17 protein-coding genes are annotated in these 14,750 nt (G+C 72.5%); 11 read left to right on the top strand and 6 right to left on the bottom strand.

Annotated features, from left to right (window positions below; genetic code table 11):
• Positions 1-21: 21 nt before the first annotated feature.
• The gene (locus RMN57_RS36740) at positions 22-2,580 is read left to right on the top strand and encodes an FtsX-like permease family protein (protein ID WP_313767638.1); all 2,559 of its coding nucleotides are present in this window, start codon (positions 22-24) and stop codon (positions 2,578-2,580) included.
• Positions 2,581-2,747: 167 nt separating this feature from the next.
• Here RMN57_RS36740 and RMN57_RS36745 read toward each other — a convergent pair whose 3' ends face one another.
• Entirely contained in the window at positions 2,748-3,365 is a 618-nt protein-coding gene (locus tag RMN57_RS36745; RefSeq protein ID WP_313767639.1) for a TOPRIM nucleotidyl transferase/hydrolase domain-containing protein, read from the bottom strand.
• Between the two features lie 235 nt (positions 3,366-3,600).
• On the opposite strand from RMN57_RS36745, the gene RMN57_RS36750 reads away from it, so the two are divergent.
• The 3 genes from RMN57_RS36750 (at position 3,601) to RMN57_RS36760 (ending at position 6,911) form a co-directional block, all read left to right on the top strand.
• Positions 3,601-4,824 carry a CapA family protein gene (locus RMN57_RS36750; protein ID WP_313767640.1) on the top strand — a complete coding sequence of 408 codons (1,224 nt, stop codon included), beginning with the start codon at positions 3,601-3,603 and terminating at the stop codon, positions 4,822-4,824.
• A gap of 325 nt (positions 4,825-5,149) precedes the next feature.
• Complete coding sequence (locus tag RMN57_RS36755) at positions 5,150-6,364, top strand: RNA-guided endonuclease TnpB family protein (protein WP_313768083.1); 1,215 nt, start codon at positions 5,150-5,152, stop codon at positions 6,362-6,364.
• Between the two features lie 49 nt (positions 6,365-6,413).
• Positions 6,414-6,911, top strand: coding sequence for a DUF4344 domain-containing metallopeptidase (locus tag RMN57_RS36760; protein ID WP_313768084.1), 498 nt, complete (start codon positions 6,414-6,416; stop codon positions 6,909-6,911).
• Here the strand turns inward: RMN57_RS36760 and RMN57_RS36765 are convergent.
• Complete coding sequence (locus RMN57_RS36765; RefSeq protein WP_313767641.1) at positions 6,862-7,146, bottom strand: hypothetical protein; 285 nt, start codon at positions 7,144-7,146, stop codon at positions 6,862-6,864. The two genes, RMN57_RS36760 and RMN57_RS36765, sit on opposite strands and share 50 nt — an antisense overlap.
• On the bottom strand, positions 7,143-7,397 hold the full coding sequence (locus RMN57_RS36770) for a hypothetical protein (protein ID WP_313767642.1): 255 nt from the start codon (positions 7,395-7,397) through the stop codon (positions 7,143-7,145). Before RMN57_RS36770 ends, RMN57_RS36765 begins: the two co-directional genes overlap by 4 nt.
• 123 nt (positions 7,398-7,520) lie before the next feature.
• Here RMN57_RS36770 and RMN57_RS36775 point away from each other — a divergent pair, with 123 nt between their 5' ends.
• Positions 7,521-8,369, top strand: coding sequence for a helix-turn-helix transcriptional regulator (locus RMN57_RS36775; RefSeq protein ID WP_313767643.1), 849 nt, complete (start codon positions 7,521-7,523; stop codon positions 8,367-8,369).
• A complete protein-coding gene (locus RMN57_RS36780) occupies positions 8,351-8,560 on the top strand; it encodes a DUF397 domain-containing protein (RefSeq protein WP_313767644.1) in 210 nt (69 codons plus the stop codon). Before RMN57_RS36775 ends, RMN57_RS36780 begins: the two co-directional genes overlap by 19 nt.
• Before the next feature lie 144 nt (positions 8,561-8,704).
• Here the strand turns inward: RMN57_RS36780 and RMN57_RS36785 are convergent, their stop codons facing one another.
• Entirely contained in the window at positions 8,705-9,094 is a 390-nt protein-coding gene (locus RMN57_RS36785) for a transglycosylase family protein (protein ID WP_313767645.1), read from the bottom strand.
• 685 nt (positions 9,095-9,779) lie between these two features.
• Between RMN57_RS36785 and RMN57_RS36790 the strand changes: the two genes are divergently transcribed.
• Positions 9,780-10,871, top strand: coding sequence for a VWA domain-containing protein (locus tag RMN57_RS36790; RefSeq protein ID WP_313767646.1), 1,092 nt, complete (start codon positions 9,780-9,782; stop codon positions 10,869-10,871).
• 71 nt (positions 10,872-10,942) lie between these two features.
• Here the strand turns inward: RMN57_RS36790 and RMN57_RS36795 are convergent, their stop codons facing one another.
• Entirely contained in the window at positions 10,943-11,902 is a 960-nt protein-coding gene (locus RMN57_RS36795) for a helix-turn-helix domain-containing protein (RefSeq protein ID WP_313767647.1), read from the bottom strand.
• Between the two features lie 97 nt (positions 11,903-11,999).
• On the opposite strand from RMN57_RS36795, the gene RMN57_RS36800 reads away from it, so the two are divergent.
• Positions 12,000-12,584: a PaaI family thioesterase gene (locus RMN57_RS36800; RefSeq protein ID WP_313767648.1), complete on the top strand. Its 585-nt coding sequence runs from the start codon at positions 12,000-12,002 to the stop codon at positions 12,582-12,584.
• A gap of 38 nt (positions 12,585-12,622) precedes the next feature.
• Here the strand turns inward: RMN57_RS36800 and RMN57_RS36805 are convergent, their stop codons facing one another.
• The gene (locus tag RMN57_RS36805) at positions 12,623-13,186 is read right to left on the bottom strand and encodes a TetR/AcrR family transcriptional regulator (RefSeq protein ID WP_313767649.1); all 564 of its coding nucleotides are present in this window, start codon (positions 13,184-13,186) and stop codon (positions 12,623-12,625) included.
• A gap of 132 nt (positions 13,187-13,318) precedes the next feature.
• On the opposite strand from RMN57_RS36805, the gene RMN57_RS36810 reads away from it, so the two are divergent.
• The 3 genes from RMN57_RS36810 (at position 13,319) to RMN57_RS36820 (ending at position 14,736) form a co-directional block, all read left to right on the top strand.
• On the top strand, positions 13,319-13,915 hold the full coding sequence (locus RMN57_RS36810) for a carboxymuconolactone decarboxylase family protein (protein WP_313767650.1): 597 nt from the start codon (positions 13,319-13,321) through the stop codon (positions 13,913-13,915).
• Positions 13,912-14,139, top strand: a complete 228-nt coding sequence (locus RMN57_RS36815; protein ID WP_313767651.1) for a hypothetical protein — start codon at positions 13,912-13,914, stop codon at positions 14,137-14,139. The genes RMN57_RS36810 and RMN57_RS36815 overlap by 4 nt, the downstream gene beginning before the upstream one ends.
• A gap of 159 nt (positions 14,140-14,298) precedes the next feature.
• The gene (locus RMN57_RS36820) at positions 14,299-14,736 is read left to right on the top strand and encodes a hypothetical protein (RefSeq protein ID WP_313767652.1); all 438 of its coding nucleotides are present in this window, start codon (positions 14,299-14,301) and stop codon (positions 14,734-14,736) included.
• The last annotated feature ends 14 nt before the right edge of the window (positions 14,737-14,750 follow it).

Consider the following 14,750-nt stretch of genomic DNA (forward strand, 5'->3'; position numbering starts at 1 on the left):
CGGCGCTCCCGAAAGCCGCCCATGCTGAAAACAGCCCTGCGCAACGTCCTGGCGCACAAGGCCCGCCTGCTCATGACCGTCCTCGCCGTCGGCCTCGGCGTCGCGTTCGTCTCCGGCACCCTCGTCTTCGCCGACTCGACCGCCGCGGCCCACCGCGCCGCCGCGTCGAAGAACTTCGCCGACATCGCGGTGACCGTGACCGCCAATGAGTCCCCGACCGGCGGCCCCGCGGACCAGCGGGACGGCGTGCTCGACGACGCGCTGGTGCGCAGGCTCGCGGCCGTGCCCGGTGTCGCCGCCGTACGGCCGACCGCCGACGGCAGGGCCGTCCTGAACGCCGCGGACGGAACCCCGTTGCGCGTCAGGACGGGCGCCAACCTCGCCGCCGCGTACGTCCCCGGAGCGGACGGCGAGGACCGCCGCCACCCCCTGACCGAGGGCCACGCCCCGGCCGGCGCCGAGGAGATCGTGCTGGACGCCGGCACCGCCGCCGCCGGCCGCCTCCGCATCGGCGACCCGGTCACGCTGGCCACCGACGGCCCGGCCATGACCAAGCGGCTCGTCGGCATCGCCACCACCGAGGACACCCGCGTCACCGCCGGCGGCACCCTCGTCCTGTTCGAGAAGGCCACCGCCCAGCGGCTGTTCGCCACGCCGGGCCACTACACCGGCATCGACCTGTCCGCCGCGCCCGGCACCGACCAGTACGAGCTCTCCCGACGCGTCACCGCCGCTCTGCCCGCCGACCGGGCCGAGGCCACCACCGGTTCCGCCCAGGCCGCCCAGCAGGCCGTCTACGTCGGCACCCTGACCCGCGGCTACGCCAAGACGCCGATGGTCTTCGCCGGGGTCGCGCTGTTCATCGGCTCCTTCCTCATCATCAACACCTTCACCATGCTGGTCACCCGGCGCACCCGTGAGATCGCGCTGCTGCGGGCGATCGGTGCCGGACGCGGCCAGGTGGTCCGCGCCGTCCTCGCCGAGGCCTTCCTGGTCGGCCTCGCCGCATCGGCGGTCGGCTTCCTGCTCGGCCTCGGCATCGCCGCGGTGCTGCCGGACGTGCTGAGCACCGGGGGGACGGCGCTGCCGCACGGACCGCTGGAGATCGGCCCGCGCCCCGTCCTGGCGGCGCTCGGCGTCGGCGTGGGGGTCACCGTCCTCGCCGCCTGGCTGCCCTCGCGCCGGGCGGCGCGGATCGCCCCCGTCGAGGCGCTGCGCGCGGCCCAGCAGCCGCCCACCGGGCGGCCCCGCGTCCGGGCCGGCGCCGGCCTCGCCCTCCTCGCCCTCGCCGTCGGCGTGCTGATCCCGCTCACCCGGGCGAAGGACGCCTCGGAGGAGAACCTGCGCACCGCGATGCTCGGCTGCGGCACCCTCGTCGTCGCCCTGGTGGTGCTGGCGCCGCTGCTCGCCGTCCCGGTGATCCGGCTGACCGGGCGGCTGACCCGCCGTTTCGGGGTCACCGGCCACCTCGCCCGGCAGAACGCGCTGCGCGACCCGCGGCGCACCGCGGCCACCGCCGCCACCCTGCTGGTCAGCACCGCACTCGTCACCGGCCTCGCCGTCATCGGCAACTCCACCGGGCAGGCGCTCGACCGCCAGGCGGCGGCCGGCCTCGGCGCCGACTACGTGGTCAGCACCGGGTCCACCACGACGGGGATCGACCCGGCCGCCGTCCGGCGGGTCGCCGGGACCTCCGGCGTACGGACGGCGAGCGCCGTCACGGACTCCACCGTCGTCATCGGCGGGCGCGTCCGGGACATCTCCGGCGTCGCCCCCGACGCCCTGGACGACGTCATGAAGCTCGACTTCGTCAGCGGCTCGGCCAAGGAGCTCGGGCCCGGCCGGATCGCCCTCTCCGGCACCGTCGCCCGGGAGAACGGCGTCGGCACCGGCGGCCGGATCGAGGCCCGCATGGGCCGCAGCCAGGACTTCGCCACCTACACCGTCGTCGGCGTCTACCGGGACAACCCCATCGCCCGCGACGTGCTCGGCGCCCGCGGCGAAGTCCAGCAGCACGCCTTCCTGCCCGACTCCGTCCAGCGCGTCCTCGTCCGCACCGACGCGGGCGCGGCCTCCCGCGGCACCGAGGACCGGCTGCGCACCGCCGTGGGCAACAACCCGCTGCTGAAGGTCCAGGACCGGCCCGCGTTGGTCCGCGAGGCCGCGGGCACCATGGGCGACCTGCTGACGCTGATGTACGGGCTGCTCGCCATCGGCGCGGTGATCGCCGCGCTCGGCCTGGCGAACACCCTGGCCATGTCGGTCGCCGAGCGCACCCGGGAGGTCGGCGTCCTGCGGGCCGTCGGCATGGACCGCGCCGGCGTCCGGCGGATGATCCGCCTGGAGGCGGTGACCGTCGCCGCGTTCGGCACCGCGCTGGGCCTGGCCGGCGGCCTGTTCGGGGCCTGGGCGGTCGGCGCGCTGGCCAACGGCGCGGTGGAGCAGTACGCACTGGCCCTGCCCTGGGGGACGCTGCTCCTGGTCTGCGTGGTCTCCCTCGGGATCGGCGCGCTCGCCGCCGCCCTCCCGGCCCGCCGCGCGGCGGCCCTGAGCCCGCTGGAGGCCGTCGCCGAGGCGTAGGCGGACACCGCGACCACTCTCCCCCGGGGGAGTCCGCGGGTGGGCGAGAGGCGGACCCCGGGGGTGCGGGCACCCCCGGGGTCCACCGGCCGGTGGGGGCGACCTCCGTCAGCGCCGCGGCCAGCGCCGGGGCCGGCGGCTCGGCCAGCGGCTCGGCCGCCGCCCGGTCACAGGCTCGCGAGCAGGTCGTGGAGGGGCGCGGGGACGGGCCCGGAGTCGAGGGCCTCGACCAGGAGGCGGCCGTAGCGGATCTTGCGTCCCTTCTTCGTGCCGAGGAAGCGCCGCAGCTGTCGCTCCGGGGGCCGGCCCTGCTGCGCGGGTTGGCGGACGAAGGTCTGCCAGGCCGACAGGTCGCCCGCGGCCCGGACGACCTCCTCGACCCGGGTCACGCCCAGTGCGCGGATGAGTTCGTCCTCCAGATCCGCCACACACACGAAGAACGCCCGCTTCGGCACACGAGCCCGATCGAGACCACGGTCGTAGAAGCCCAGCTCGTTCTCGTCGCACAGCCCGGTGAGGCGCAGACCCAGCCCCGGCGGGCCGAGGAGGTCGGCATAGCGGCCGACGCTCATCGCGCCGCCCATGGGGACGACACACACCCCTTCGGCGGACAGGTCCCGCCCGTGGCGCTCGGCCAGCGCCTCGACGGCCGCGACGTCGCTCGGACCCTCCAGCAGCACCGCAGTCCGCACGTCGAGCCGCGCGGCCAACTCTCGCGCCGGCCCGCCGGGGCCGCCCGCCGCCCAGCCGGTCACCGCGTCCCGGAACGTTCGCATGTCCGTCATGGGTCGATCCTGCCCCGGCGCGGGCCGGCGCGGCACCGAATTATCCGTCGCCGACCCGCGGCGGCTCCGGCCGAGCCGCCCCTTCGACAGGACCGACCGGGCCGACCGGGCCGCCGGTTCGACCGTGCCGGCCGTTCCGCCGGGTGACGTGTGGGCGTGGGGGCGGGCGGGGAGGTTCGCGGCGCCGCATAGTCGAGGGGTTGGTCATACCTTCCGATTCTGAGATGAGCTGACCATGCGTCTGCCCCGTCGACCGGCCGCCACGGTGGCCGCAGCGCTGCTGCTCCTCACCCTCGCCGGGTGCGGCGGCCCCGAGGCCCCCGACTCCCGGGGCGCTCCCGGCGCGTCCCGGGCACCGCGGCCGGACGGCGGCGGTGCGACGCCCGCGGCCACCACCGCGTCCCCGACCGGGCCGCGGGCCTTCACCCTGGTCGCCACCGGCGACGTGCTGCCGCACACCGAGATCATCCGGCAGGCCCGGGAGGACGCCGGCGGCGACGGCTACGACTTCACCAGGATGCTCGCCGGCGTCAAGCCGCTGATCAGCGGCGCCGACCTGGCCATCTGCCACATGGAGACCGTCTACGGTGCCGACGGCGGGCCGTTCACCGGCTACCCGTCCTTCAAATCGCCGCCGCAGGTCGCCCGCGCCCTCAAGGAGACCGGGTACACCGGCTGCGACACCGCCTCCAACCACACCCTGGACGACGGCCCGGCCGGTATCCGGCGCACCCTCGACGCCATGGACGCCGTGGGCCTCGTGCACACCGGCTCCGCCCGTGACGCGACCGAGGCCGGGAGGCCCGCCCTGCTCCGGGCGGGCGGCGCCACCGTGGCCCACCTCGCCTACACCTACGGCACCAACGGGATCCCGCTGCCGAAGGGGCAGCCCTGGGCGGTCAACCTGATCGACCGGGGCCGGATCCTCGCCGACGCGCGCGCCGCCCGGGAGGGCGGTGCGGACCTCGTCGTGGTCAGCGTCCACTGGGGAACCGAGTGGCAGGACGCCCCGAACGACCAACAGCTCACCCTTGCCCGGGAGTTGGCCGCCGGCCCGGGCGGGGGTCGGTCGGACGTCGACCTGATCCTCGGAACCCACGCCCACATCCCGCAGGCGTACGAGAAGATCGGTGACACCTGGACGGTGTACGGCCTCGGCGACCAGCTCGCCGGGCACATGTTCACCTACGACGGCGCCGAGGACCCGCGCGGCAACTGGAGCTCGATCGCCCGGTTCACCTTCGTCCCGCCGGCCGGACCGGGGCAGCGCTGGACGGTGGGCAAGGCCGAGTTCGTCCCGCAGGTGACCGACCTCGGTCCGCCCTACCGGGTCCTCGACCTGCGGGAGGCCGTCCGCCGCGACCCGGGCCGGGTCGACTTCGCGCGGGCCCTGGAACACATCCGCACGATCGTGCTCAGCCGCGGCGCCGCGTCCGCGGGCCTGACCATGGCCCCCTGAGCCCGCCGCGCCCGCCGGCGCCCCCGGCACCGGGGTGCGGGGGAGGCCGGGGCAGGGTCATCCTGAGTGGTGGGGGGAGAGGTCGCCCGGGAGCAGGTGATGGGTGTGGCGCGGCTGCGGGGTACCGGGACCAATTGCCGTGCACCGGGCTCCATCCCGGTGGTGAAACGATTCTGAGCTCTGCTCAGCCCTGTTCGGCGAGCGCCCTGCCGTGCTGTCGATGGGTGCCACGGGAGAGATCACGCGCGGCGGTTCCGCTTGTCGATGTACTGCCGGACTGTCGACAGCGGCGGTTTGCCATAACCAACACGGTATGGTGGTCGCCGTGCAGCTCAGGTATGCGTTTCGCGTGTACCCGAATGGGCCTCAGCGTTCAGCGTTGGCAAGGGCGTTCGGGTGCGCGCGGGTGGTCTTCAACGATGCCCTTCGGGTGCGTGAGACCGCTCGCGCCGCCGGGTTGGCGTTCGTCACGTCCGGCGAGTTGTCCAAGCAGCTCACGGTGGCGAAGAATACCCCCGAGCGGGCATGGCTCGCGGAGGTGTCCGCCGTGGTACTGCAGCAGTCCCTCCGGGATCTGGACACGGCCTACCGGAACTTCTTCGACGGTCTCAAGGGTAGGCGCCCGATGATGGGACCGCCCCGATTCAAGTCCCGCAAGGACACCCGGCAGGCGATCCGGTTCACCGCGAACGCCCGGTGGAAGATCACGCCGGGCGGTGACCTGTCGTTGCCGAAGATCGGCGACGTGCGGGTGAAGTGGTCCCGTGCACTGCCGTCGGTTCCGTCCACAGTGACGGTGATCAAGGACGGCGCGGGCCGGTACTTCGCCAGCTTCGTTGTCGAGACCGACCCCGAGATCCTTCCCGAGGTCGAGCCGGTCACCGGCCTCGACCTCGGTCTCGGGCACTTCGCCGTCCTCTCCGACGGCCGGAAGATTGGTGCGCCGAGGTTCCTTCGGCGTGCGGAGAAGAAGCTTAAGCGCGCTCAGCAAGCCCTGTCCCGCAAGGCCAGGGGCAGCAAGAACCGCGAGAAGGCCCGTCACAGGGTCGCTCGCAGCCATGCACGGGTGGCCGATGCCCGGCGCGAGTTCCACCACCAGCTCTCCACCCGACTCATGTGCGAGAACCAAGTCGTGGCGGTGGAGAACCTGGCGGTGAAGGGGCTCGCCCGAACCAGGATGGCCAAATCCGTGCACGACGCCGGATGGTCGGCGTTCGTCTCCATGCTGGAGTACAAGGCCGCGAAGTTCGGTCGGACCCTGATCAGGATCGGCCGCTTCGAACCGACCAGCCAGGTGTGCTCGGCATGCGGCGTGAAGGACGGCCCCAAACCGCTGAACATCCGCGTCTGGCGGTGCCCGGCATGCCGGGTGTGGCTGGACCGGGACATCAACGCCGCCGTCAACATCGCCAAGGCCGCCGGACTGGCGGTGTCAGCCTGTCGAGCGCAGATAAGACCGGGACTCGTCCCGGCACAGCGCGAAGAAGCAGGAACCCACCGAGACGGTCACCCGACCGTGGCAGGAACTCCCGGCTGCTAGACCGGAGAGCGGAAGTCAAGAGCTCGTCGAGCAGATCCGGCCGCTGTTCCTGGAGCAGCAGACCAAGGGGTCGGCCGAGCAGCGCGAGGCGGTGGCCGACGAGGACGTCATCGGCATGGCCAACGGCGTCATCCTCCACGAACTCGGCCACGCCCTGGTCGACCTGTACGACCTGCCGGTCACGGGCAAGGAGGAGGACGCGGTCGACCAGCTCTCGGTCCTCCTGCTGACGGCGGGCGACGAGGAGCACACCGCGTACGCGGTCAGCACCGTCAACGCGCTGTCCGGGCTGGCCCGGGCCGAGCTGGCGGGGCGGCTTCCGGCCGAGGCCTACGCCGACGAGCACTCCCTGGACGCCCAGCGCTTCTACAACCAGGTCTGCTGGCTGTTCGGTTCCGATCCCGGGACCTTCGCGTCGGTGGTGCAGGTCCCGGAGAACCCCGACGGCGTCCTCCCGGTGGACCGCGCCCAGGGCTGCGAGGCGGAGTACGACCAGCTCAATTCCTCGTGGAGCACTCTGTTGCAGCCGTATCTGAAGATCGGGTGACCTGCGGGCCAGCCGGGGCGCGGGTGGTGCGGTGCCGGCGGTCGGCCGCGACCGTGAGCCGGGCGAGGGCGGCGGGGAGGCCGGCGATGACGCCGGCGGCGAGGACCAGCCCGAAGATGAGCAGGCGCGGCGCGAGCGGTCCGCTGCGGATCGGCCAGCAGACGAGCGCGGCGGCGAAGGCGCTGAGGGCCGGGACGGCGACGAACGCGACCAGGAGCCTGCGGGTCGGGTTCACGCCGAAGGATCGCTCACGCGGGGCCGGCTGGGGCGCTGGACCGTGCGGTAGCGGGGGACGTTGAGGCGCCGGAGCTGGAGGGGGTCGGTGGTCCACTCGCACCCGCCCGCCTCGGGCCGCAGGTAGGCGAGGCCGTGGAGGGTGGCCATGTAGACGCCCTCGAAGGGCTGCCCGCCGGCTGTCCGGTGGGCGAGGTCGTACACCACCTCGCCCACCTTGGGCCGGTAGGAGGGCGTGGGGAGGCTGGGCATGGGGGCTCCATCGGTAGCTCTGCGCATCGGGCCTTTCACGGCTTGTGTTTATGATGGCCCGCGCCGGTGCAGAATCGGCCCGAGATCTGTATTTGAGATTGATGATCCACAAGTTGGTGAGACGTGGTCAACCGCAAGCAACTTGATCCGACGTCGGGGCCGTGGGCGCCGTTCGGCGTGCAGCTCCGCAGGTCACGTGAGGCAAGGGGACTGACGCAGGCTCAACTGGCCCGGAAGGTCGGCTTCGACCCCTCCTACGTCTCCTACGCCGAACTTGCATCGCGGGAGCCCCCGAGCGAGCGGTTCGCGCGCCGGGCCGACGAGGCGCTGGAGACGGGCGGCACGCTCTTGCTGATGTGGCTCCAGAACAAGCACTCGGCGCTCCTGGAAGGCTTCCCCGAATACGCGAACCACGAGGCGAAGGCCGCGGAGATACGCATCTTCGAATCCGGTGTGGTGCCCGGTCTCTTCCAGACCGAGGCGTACGCAATGGCCTTGGCCATGGCCGACGTTCGCCGGGGGACGATCACCCGCGCGCAGGCCGAGGAGCGCGTGACCTTCCTGCTCGTGCGGCAGCAACTGCTCGGGCGCGTCAGTCCGCCGCTGGTGCACGCGGTGCTGGACGAGAGCTGTCTTCGCCGCCCGATCGGCGGCGGCGACGTGATGAAAGATCAGTTGATGGCTCTGGAGGAGCTGTTCGAGGCCGGCCACGTGATCCTCCAGGTGGCGCCGTTCGACATGGCCGAGCACAGGCCGTTCGCGCTGCCGATGGTGCTGCTGTCACTCCCGGACCAGTCGCTTCTGGGCTACTCCGAGTCCGAGGGGCGTAGTCATCTTGAGCGCGATTCTGACAGGCTCGCAGCTTGGAGGAGACACTACGATCGGCTCCAGGTGGGAGCGCTGGCCGAGATGGCGACTCTCGAATGGATCCGCGCAGTTCGGGAAGGAACCTCATGTCCGACATCAACTTGACGCGCGCCGCGTGGCTGAAGTCCAGCTACAGCCAGCAGGGTGGCAACTGCGTCGAGGTGGCGCCCGGCTACTCGGGTGTCATCCCCGTCCGTGACTCCAAGGACCCTTCGGGCCCGGCCCTCGTCTTCCCGGCCGAGGCCTGGCGGTCGTTCGTCTCGGCGGTCCGGGCAGCTGAGTTCGGCGCCGTCTGACCTCTGCGCGTCGGCGTTCGGGTTCCGGGTCGGGGATGCCGCGACGCCGCTGCTCCTGGGCCCGGTGTGGTGGTCGGGTGGGGTGCAGCGGCGTTGTCGGGGGTGGCCCTGGGGGCGGTGTGGTGGTTTCCGGGGCCGGGGGTGTTACTTGGTGAGGCCGGCCTTGACGGAGCAGACGGGCCAGGCGCCGGGGCCCTGGGAGGCGAGGACCTTTTCGCCGATGGCGATCTGCTGGGCCTTGGTGGCCTGGTGGGCCTGGGGGGCGTAGGCGGTGCCGCCGAAGGCGGCCCAGGTGCTGGAGGTGAACTGGAGGCCGCCGTAGAAGCCGTTGCCGGAGTTGATGGCCCAGTTGCCGGTGGCTTCGCACTGGGCGACCTTGTCCCAGACGGAGGCGGGGGCGGCGGAGGCGGCGTTGGCCGTGACGAGGCCGGCCACGGGCAGGGCGGTGAGGGCCCCGGCCATGAGTGCCATGCGGACGCGGTTGCGGCGCTTGGTGGCGGTGGTGGCGGTGGCGGTCTCGTTACGGAAGGTCATGGGTTTCCTTTCGGAAGGGGGGTGTGCGGGCGTGCGGAACCAGGTCCCCTTTTGGGGGGTTGGTTTCGGGGGTGTGTGGCTCGCGTGGTCGGGCACCGTGTCGTCCCGGTGGGGCCTGGGGGCCTTGGTGGGGCGGTTTGTTCGGTGCAACGGGTTCGAAGTTACGGGGGTGGGTGGGGGGTTTCAAGGATTCTGAGGTTTGGGCTGGTCGGGGGGTGGTTACCTGAGGTATCGATCAAGGAATTGTGCCGTTTTGAAGGCAAATGTCCCGTTTTTCAAGATCGAATCCGGCCAGGGAGTGGTCCGCGCCACACGGGTGTGGCTGTGAGGCCGGGCACATGGTCGACGCCGTGTGACGTCCCGGCGTCGGGCCGTGCGTGAACGGGCGGGGGTGGACCCGTCCGGGGGTGGCCCGCACCACAGCCCTCACCCGTCACGGACGTCGTCGTCACCCTCTGTGTCGAACGGCCCCCGCCCCCGGACTTCGACCGGTCTCGACCGCGGCCCGTGCCTGCTGTGTGCGGCCCGCCGCCGCCGAGAGCGGCCCCGCCCTCCGAATGCGAGTGGTCGGCCCCCGAACAATCCCAGGTCAGAGGGCCTGTCAGTGCCTCGCCATAGTGTGGGAACAACGCTGGAGGGGGCGCCAGAAAGGCGCCGAAACAGGCGTGGAATTCGGGGTGGAAGCATGTCTGCGAACAGGATCAACCACAAGGTCAACCACGTCTCGCTCGTGGTCGACAGGTCCGGCTCGATGCGCCAGCACGAGTCGCAGCTCGTCCGCGTGGTCGACGAGTTCGTGAAGGGGCTCCAGGAGGAGTCCGACCGCCTCGGTCACGAGACCCGCATCAGCCTCTACGCGTTCGACCACGAAGTGCAGAACCTCGTCTGGGACATGGACGTCAAGCATCTGCCCTCCCTCAAGGGCCTCTACAAGGTCGACAACGGTGCGACCGCGCTGATCGAGGCTGCGGTGAAGTCCGTCGACGACCTGAAGAACATCTGGGAGGGCTACGGGGAGCACTCCTTCCTCCAGGTCGTCGTCACCGACGGCGAGGAGAACGCCTCCGGCTGCTCGGAGATCGGCAAGATGCACACCCGTATGGGCGGCGAGAAGGGGAGCGCCGTCCTGCGCTCGTGGATGGACCGCATCCACGGCGCCATGGACAACCTCCCCGACCACTGGACCTCGGCGATCCTGGTCCCGAACTCCCTGGCCAAGCGCACCGCCCAGGAGTACGGCTTCCCCGCGGGCAACATCGCGATCTGGGACGCCGACTCCAGCAAGGGCGTCGAGGAGGCCATCGGCACCGTCAAGACGGCCGCCACGAGCTTCCTGCGGGGCCGCGAACAGGGCCTGCGCGGCACCAAGAACCTCTTCACCATGGGCCAGGACCTGAACACCGCCGAGGTCAAGGCCAACCTCGACGCCCTGGACGCCGGCAAGTACATCCTGGTCCCGGTCGACCAGCAGCTGCCGATCCGCGAATTCGTCACCAGCGCCGGGCACACGTACAAGACCGGCTGCGCCTTCTACGAGCTGTCCAAGCGCGAGAAGATCCAGGGCAGGAAGCAGCTCGCGGTGGCGGAGAAGGACCCGGCCACCGGCCGGATGACGGGCAGGGTGTTCTCGGGCCCGGCGGCCCGACAGCTCCTCGGCCTGCCGGAGTCGGAGGTCACGGTGAAGCCGGGCGAGAACCCGTCGTACACCGTCTTCGTCCAGTCCACGTCCGTCAACCGGAAGCTCGTCCTGGGCACCAAGCTGCTCGTGCTCCTGTAGTCCCCCGGTGCATGTCGAGCGGGCGGGACCCGTGCCGTGGACCACTCCGGACGGGCCGGCGCGAGGCTCGATCAGGACCGCAGATCGCGTGGGGCGAGACCGCGGCGGTCACGGAGGAGGGTGCGCAGCGGCCCCGGGCTCTCGTAGCCGACGCGGCGGGCGACCGCCGCCAGCGGGAGGGGCGTGGTGCGGAGCAGGTGCTCGGCCTGTTCGATCCGAAGGTCCTGGACCAGGCGGATGGGCGAGCAGCCCAGGGTCCGGGTCACGGTGCGCTGCAGGGTGCGTTCGCTGACGCCGAGGTGGCGGGCGGCCTCGGCGATCGACAGCGGCTCGCCGATCCGGGCCCGTACCCACTGCTCGAACGCGGAGACCAGCGGGTCGTGCCGGGCGAGGGCGCTCGGGATCGTGTAGGCGGCCTGCGAGGCCCGGTCGTCCACCACGAGGTAGCGCCGGACGAGGTCGGCGAGTGCGGGGCTGCGCATGCGCACGATGGCCAGTGCGAGGTCCAGGTGGCCGAAGGCCGCGCCGGCGGTGGTGACGCCGTCGCTGGTCGTCACCATGCGGCTCTCGTCGACGGTCACCCGGCGGTAGCGCTCGCGGAACACCGGGGCGAGCCACCAGCTCGTCGTGGCGGTGAGCCCGTCCAGGACGCCCGACTCGGCCAGCAGGAAGGTGCCCGTGCAGGACGTGGCGAGCGGGGTGCGGCGCTCCCTGGCCTCGGCCAGCACCCGGCGGGCCACGCGGTGGGCGGTCGAGCCCACGAGGTCCACCAGCGTCTCCGGCCGCCGCTCCATGAGGGCCGGCACGACGAGGATGTCCGCGTCCTCCGCCTCGGCGACGCCCTCGGTGTCGACGCGGTGGCCGAGCCCGGTGCGCACCAGCCGCCGCACGCCGACCGTGCGGATGTCGAAGCGGGGCGGCCTCGCCCCGGCGAGCTGCCCGCTCAGGGCGTTGGCGGAGTGGAGCACGTCGAGGACGGCGGAGAGCCCGGAGTCGAACGCCCCGTCCAGGACGAGTACGGCTGCCTTCATGCCCTCACCCTAGTGGCCCCGGAGCTGTCGGAATCGGTGCGTGAGCTGCCGGTTCCGACACTCCCGGTGCCGGGGTCGGCGCTCCTATGGTCGAGCCATGACGACGTACGACATGACCCCCGCCGCCTCCACTCCCGCCGCCCCCGCTTCCGCCGCCTCGACCCCGGGCACCGCTACCCCCGCCGCCTCGCCGGACCTCCGCACCCGGACCCACAGCTGGCAGCCGCGCCCCGAGCCGACCCCCGAGATCCTCGGTATGAGTGGGCTGGAGATCCTCCGGGCGGCGATGGAGGGGAGGCTGCCCGCCGCCTCGATCATGAGCACGCTGGGCTTCCGGCTGACCGAGGTCGGCGAGGGCCTGGCCGTGTTCGAGGGAGACCCGGGGGACCACCTGCTCAACCCGATGGGAACGGTCCACGGCGGCTTCCTGGCCACGCTGCTGGACTCGGCGCTCGGCTCCGCGGTGATGAGCCGGCTCGCCGCGGGGACCATGTACACCACCGTCCAGCTGGGTGTGCACATGATCCGGCCCGTCCTGGCGGACACGCCCGCCCTGCGCTGCGAGGGCCGGGCGCTGCACGTCGGCCGCACGACCGCCACCGCCGAGGCGCGCGTCGTCGGCACCCACGACGGCAGGCTCTACGCCCACGGCACGACGACCTGCGCGATCCTGCGGCCCTGACCGACGACGGGCCGCCGGTGGGCAGTCGCGCTCGGCGGTCAGTCGCGCTCGGCGGCCAGGAGGGCGGCGGCGATGCGGCGGGCCCGCCGGGCGGGTTCGGTGGTGCCCTCGCGGACGGCGGTGACGATCGCGCCGTCGATCAGCAGGACGAGGTGCTCGGCGAGGGCGGTGTGGTCGCGGTAGCCGGCGTCGGTGAGCAGCTGGTCCAGGTAGTCGGTGACGGCGGCCTTGTGTCCGGCTGCGACGCGGTGTGCTGCGCTGTCGCGGTCGGCCGCCTCGATCATGGTGTTCACGAAGGCGCAGCCCCGGAAGTCCCGGCGGGCGAACCGCTCCGCGAGCGCGTCGAAGACGGCGAGCGGGCGCTCCTCGGGCGGTAGCTCGCGGGCGTCCACGCAGTCGCGCAGCCACTCGCGCCACCGCGTGTCGCGGCCCTGGAGGACGGCCACCACGAGGTCGTCCTTGCTCGCGAAGTGACGGTAGAAGGACGCCCGGCCGACGCCGGAGACGCTCAGGATGCGGTCGACGCCGACGGCGCGGACGCCCTCCGCGTAGAAGAGGTCCTCGGCGGTGCTGAGGAGTCGGGCACGGGCCTGGGTTGCCATGGGATCGATGGTACCGATCGGTTCCGACTTCGCGGAACTCCCTTGACTCCAAACGGTACCGATCGTTACCGTCTTGGAGACGAGAACGACCGGTACCGTTTCGGTGGTGCCGGCCACACGAGGGAGGACGTCATGCCGCGCATACCGCAACTCACCCCGGACGCCGCCGAAGCCGACCGGCGGGACCTGCTGGAGGCGACCCGCAAGCAGCTCGGCCGGGTGCCCAACTTCTACGCCTCGCTCGCCAACGGCCCTGCCGCCCTGCGCGGTTACCTCGCCCTGCGCGACGCGCTGACCGGCGGCGTCCTCGGTGAGCGGCTGCGCGAGCAGCTCGCCCTCCTGATCGCCCAGGAGAACGGTTGCCTCTACTGCGTCTCCGCCCACACCATGCGCGGCGGCCGACTGCTGAGGATGACCGACGACGAGCTGCTCGCCACCCGCCGCGCCGAGGACGCCGACCCGCACGCCCGCGCCGTCCTCCAGGTCGCCGCCGCGGTGGTTCGCGAGCACGGCCGGGTGGACGACGAGCTGCTCGCCCGCGCCCGGAAGGACGGGGTCACCGACGCGGAGCTCGCCGAGATCGTCGCCCACGTCGCACTCAACACGCTCTCCAACTACTTCAACCACCTGGCCGAGCCCGACCTGGACTTCCCCGCGGTCGCCTCGATGGACCCCGCGCAGGCGCCCGCTCAGGCCTCTTCGACCGCAGACCTGGAGGCGGCACGATGAACGCCCGGCCGAACTGGCGTGAGAACGCCGCCGTCGAACTCGTCCCCGGCTACACCCTCGCCGACGCCGACGGCACCCCGCGTGCCGAGCTGGCCGGCGTCCGCTTCGCCGTCGAGGGCGGCTTCGTCCACATCGCCGTCCCTGGGGTCGCCGACATTCAGGTGGTCTCCGCCCCGGCCGTCCGCCGCATCCACTACCCCCGGCCGGAGCCGACGGACGACTGAGGAGCCGACGGACGGCGGCCCGGGATGCCCCCAACGGGGGCGGGGGCATCCCGGGCCGCCGCTGCGCGCGCACGCCGGCATGGTGACGCGCCGTCGGGCCCGCGTCGCGGGACCCCGGGAGGTGCAACCGGCGGGCCGCGGGACGGCGTCACCACCCGCATGACGACGATCACCGCGGCTGCCTCCGTGCGCCGCCGAGGCTGGGCGTGGCTTCGAGGCGCGGCCGGTTCGGGCGTGGTCGTCCTCGGCCTCACGGCCGCCTACGCCGCTTACGTCCTGGCCTGGGCGGCGCGGTCCACCTGCGACGCAGCCTACGAAATGGCCGGCTGCTTCGTCATGAACCTCATGGCAGTGCCGCTGGCCGGACTCTCGGTCGTCGTGGCGGTCGCCGCCTGGTGGGCCGGCCGGGCCGCCACCCGCCGACTGGCGATGGTCTGGCGCGGCCTGGTCCCACTCGTCTCGCTGCTGCTCGCCCTCGGCCTGTTGATCTGGGCGTACATGGCCGTGGTCGGCACCCCGGACGGCTACCCCGGCGATTCCGGCCTCTGCCCCGACACCAACGTCCCACCGTGGTGGCCCTCCTGGCTCCCGGCCTGACGGGAGCCCGGAGC

Source organism: Kitasatospora sp. CM 4170 (assembly GCF_032110285.1).
GTDB classification, from domain to species: domain Bacteria; phylum Actinomycetota; class Actinomycetes; order Streptomycetales; family Streptomycetaceae; genus Kitasatospora; species Kitasatospora aburaviensis.